Raw genomic sequence first — 3,162 nt, 5'->3', positions numbered from 1 at the left:
TCCGCATAGGTCTGCGCGTAATGCACGGTGATGCCGGCGCGGATGTGTTCGGGCAGTTCGTCGAAGTCGCCGCGGTTGGCTTCGGGCAGGATCAGCTCGTCGATGCCGACGCGCCGGGCCGCGATGACCTTCTCGCGCACGCCGCCGATCGCCAGCACCTGGCCGGTCAGCGTCAGCTCGCCGGTCATCGCCAGCGCGCGCGGCTGCTCGTTGCGGGCCAGGGACAGCAGCGCGCTCGCCATCGTCACGCCGGCACTCGGGCCGTCCTTCGGCGTTGCGCCTTCCGGCACGTGCAGGTGGATGGTCGCGTCGTCGAAGTAGCCCTCGGGCACGCCGAACTCGCTGCCGTTGGCGCTCAGGTAGCTCCAGGCGATGTTCGCCGATTCCTTCATGACCTCGCCGAGCCGGCCGGTCAGCTTGAAGCCGCGGCCCTTGCCGATGCGGCTCGCCTCGACATCGAGCGTCGCGCCGCCCATCGCCGTCCACGCGAGGCCGGTGACCACGCCGACGCCGGCGCCGGGGCGCAGATTCCGGAAGCCGGGCTTGCCGAGCCATTCCTCGACCGTCTTGGCGCTGACCTTGATCGGCTTGCCGTCGCGGTCGCCCTCGACCAGCTTCACGGCCGCCTTGCGCACGATGCGCCCGAGCTGCTTTTCGAGATTGCGCACGCCGGCCTCGCGCGCGTAGCCCTCGATGATCTTTTCGAGCGCGCCGTCGCTGAGCTTCAACTGCTTCGGTTCGATGCCGGAGCGCTCCAGCAGCCGCGGCCACAGGTGATTCTTCGCGATCGCGAGCTTCTCGCTGGTGATGTAGCCGGACAGCCGGATCACCTCCATGCGATCGAGCAGCGGGCCCGGAATCGAATCGAGCTGGTTGGCGGTGCAGACGAACAGCACCTTGCTCAGATCGAAACGCACGTCGAGGTAATGGTCGAGGAAATCGACGTTCTGCTCCGGGTCGAGCACTTCGAGCAGCGCCGAGGCCGGATCGCCGTGATAGCTCGCGCCGATCTTGTCGATCTCGTCGAGCATGATCACCGGATTGGCGACGCCGGTCTCGCGGATCGCCTGGATGAACTTGCCCGGCATCGCGCCGATGTAGGTGCGCCGGTGGCCCTTGATCTCGGCCTCGTCGCGCATGCCGCCGAGCGACAGCCGGAAGAACTCGCGCCCGAGCGCCGCGGCGACCGAGCGGCCGACCGAGGTCTTGCCGACGCCGGGCGGGCCGACCAGCAGCAGGATGGAACCGGCGACCTCGCCCTTCAGCGCGCCGACGGCGAGGAATTCGAGGATGCGGTCCTTGACGTCGCCGAGGCCGTCGTGGTCGCGATCGAGAATCTTGCGCGCGCGCTTCAGATCGAGCTGATCGACCGAATGCACGCCCCAGGGCAGGTCGGTCAGCACGTCGAGGTAATTGCGCGTCACCGCGTATTCCGGCGAACCGGGTTCAAGCACGGCGAACTTCTCGAACTGCTCCTCGATCGCCTTCATGGCTTTTTCCGGCACGGTCCTGCCTTCGAGCCGGGCGCGGAAGCGTTCGGATTCGGCGGTGCGGTCGTCCTTGGAAATGCCGAGTTCCTTCTGGATGGTCTTCAACTGTTCCTTCAGGAAGAACTCGCGCTGCTGCTCGCTCAGCTTGTGCTCGACCTGCTCGCGGATCTGCGACTGCAGCTTGGCGACCTCGGTCTCCTTCTTCAGCAGCACCAGCACCTTCTTCATGCGCGCGAGCACCGGCGCGGTGTCGAGCACCTCCTGCAGTTCCTCCTTGGTGGCCGTCGTCATCGCCGCGGCGAAATCGGCGAGCGGCGACGGATCATTGGTGTTGAAGCGGTTCAGGAAGAACTTCAGTTCCTCGGCGTACAGCGGGTTGTGCGGCAGCAGTTCCTTGATCGTGTTGATCAGCGCCACCGAATACGCGCGCATTTCCTCGGTGTTCACCGAGTCCTCGGAATCGAGGTATTCGACGACGGCCTCGTACGGCGCCTGCGTCGACAGCCATTCGCGGATGCGGAAGCGGCGCAGGCCCTGCGCGACGAACTGCATCTTGCCTTCGCTGCGCATCAGGTTGTGCACGCGCACGATGGTGCCGACTTCGTGGAAGTCATCGGGGCTGGCATTGTCGGCCTGCTCGGGCTTGACCAGCACCAGGCCGACCATGCGCTGCGGGCGCTCCATGACCTGCTCCAGCGTCGGCCACCACGGCGCGTCGTTCATCAGCAGCGGCAGCGCCTGCGCCGGGAAGAACGGCCGCTCCCACAGCGGCAGCAGCAGCAGTCGCGAGGGCAGCACGTCGGCGGCGACGGCGATCTCGCCGCCGTTGCCGTCGCTGCCGGGCGCGAGCGGCGCATCGGCCGGGATCACCTCGGCGTCAAGCGTGGTGTCGGCGCCGGCCGCGTCATCGGTCGCGGCGACGGCGTCGTTGCCGGCTTCGTCGTTCAGGGGCTCGACGACCGGGGTGTCCAGTTCATTTTCGGTATCGGTCATGGCAGGTTCCGGCTGCGGGAGGGGAGGTGCAGACTCGTCGGTACGCGCCAGACATGGGGCGAGGGCGGGGAGAGTTCAAGACGATGCGGGGCAGGTCGGCGTTGCCGTCCTGTCCCGCGTAGCGGCAAGTCTTGCCGTCGCTGGCTTACCAGCCGTCCTGGAATTCGGGCAGATGGCCGCCGTTCGTGAGCACCTGCGGATACTCGACCCCTTCTTTCGCCGGTCGCGACCGGCCCTTGCGACGGATTTCGAATCGCCAGCAGGCGCCGAAGTCGTACAGGAAATACAGCTTCTTGTGCTTGGGCAGCGGGTAGAGCTGGTCGAAGGTCTGCAGGGGCTGCTCGTCGGTATCTTCGGGCTCATCCGCCGCTTCGGGTTCATCCGGGTCTTCCGGTTCGGAGCAGCCCGGCGGCAGCGGCGCCGCGCTGATCAGGAAGTCGTAATCCTCATCGTCGTCGTCCAGCCAGATTTTCACGCTGCCCCAGGGCTGGTTGGCGAGGTAGAAGCCGCTGGCGTGCTCGGGATCGAGATTCACCATGTCGAACAGCAGGTCGCGCAGATCCTCGATGTTCCAGTCGCCGGGAATCTCGACGACCCAGAGCAATGGCTTGCAGTTGATCGGACCACCGACCAGCTCGATGGAAAGGGTATGAATCATCATGTGGCTGTGCTCTGACGG

The 3,162-nt window shown here is 66.3% G+C and carries 2 protein-coding genes; both read right to left on the bottom strand.

Going from position 1 to position 3,162, the window contains the following annotated elements; all coding sequences use genetic code 11:
* The coding region (gene lon / locus PKE44_RS17140; protein ID WP_324553692.1) for an endopeptidase La at nt 1-2,483 on the bottom strand (2,483 nt) is incomplete at its 3' end.
* Nucleotides 2,484-2,628: 145 nt separating this feature from the next.
* Nucleotides 2,629-3,162: hypothetical protein (locus PKE44_RS17135; protein ID WP_324553690.1), on the bottom strand; the 534-nt coding region annotated here is incomplete at its 5' end.

It is taken from the genome of Plasticicumulans sp. (genome assembly GCF_035331805.1).
Taxonomy (GTDB): domain Bacteria; phylum Pseudomonadota; class Gammaproteobacteria; order Competibacterales; family Competibacteraceae; genus Plasticicumulans.
Note: the sequence above shows the minus strand (reverse complement) of the source record. Positions and strands in the feature narration are given on the sequence as shown.